Annotated in this window: 1 protein-coding gene; it reads left to right on the top strand. The window is 33.4% G+C overall.

What is annotated here, in order from left to right; translation table 11 throughout:
• Positions 1-680, top strand: a 680-nt coding sequence (locus F6K13_RS34545; RefSeq protein ID WP_287290161.1) for a chromosomal replication initiator protein DnaA, incomplete at its 5' end; no start/stop codon positions are given.
• Between the last annotated feature and the right edge of the window lie 373 nt (positions 681-1,053).

Here is a 1,053-nt window from a genome sequence, read left to right on the forward strand (position 1 = left end):
TATATACCCAAGAAGAGTTTTTTCATACTTTTAATACTTTGCATGAAGCTGGCAAACAAGTAGTATTGGCTTCCGATAGACCTCCTAATCAAATTCCTAGTTTACAAGAACGTCTTTGCTCTCGGTTTTCTATGGGATTAATTGCTGATATTCAAGCTCCAGACCTGGAAACTAGGATGGCAATTTTACTGAAAAAATCTGAGTATGAAAATATGATTTTGCCTAGGGATGTAATAGAGTATATCGCCTCTAGATATCCTTCAAATATTCGGGAGTTGGAAGGTGCTTTGACTAGGGTTGTTACTTATATTTCTATTTCAGGTTTGCCGATGACTGTAGAGAATGTCGCACCTATTTTAAATCCACAAAATGAAAAATTAGAGGCATCTCCAGAAGCAGTTATTAAGGCTGTTTCAGAAGTTTTTAATGTGTCTATAGAAGATTTAAAAGGAAGTTCTAGAAAACGAGAAATTACTTTGGCCAGACAAGTTGGAATGTTTTTGATGCGACAACATACTGATTTAAGTCTGCCAAAAATTGGGGAGTTTTTTGGTGGAAAGGACCATACAACTGTTATATATAGTTGCGATAAGATTGCCCAGCTACAAAAGAATGATTTAAACTTAGGCCAAACTCTCAGGCAGTTGAGCGATCGGATTAATTTTTCTAGTCGTCATTAAAGATTGTTTCTAATGTGAATGTAAAAAAATGAATCGGGAGTTAGTACTCAGGGATTGGGAAAAATGATTTTCTATTTATACTGGAATCAAGGTTTTTCTTAACTACTTAAAAAAATTAATGGAGCAGTATTTTTTTAAACTGATATAATACTTTCCCTAGATGGTCTAAGTTACTTAAAAAAAGTGAAACAAGAAAACAATCTGAAGTTTAAACAAAGCGAAACAATCGAGCGTAAAAAAGAATCAAAGAGAAACAAACTAAGAACCAAAGAAACAAAAAGAAGAATAAATTGTAAAGGGATATAATCAAATTTTAACAAGGGAGAAAACAATAAAGGGAAATAACTCACTGCATCGTTCTGGGTCTTCATCA

This window comes from Okeania sp. SIO2B9 (genome assembly GCF_010672505.1).
GTDB lineage: Bacteria > Cyanobacteriota > Cyanobacteriia > Cyanobacteriales > Microcoleaceae > Okeania > Okeania hirsuta.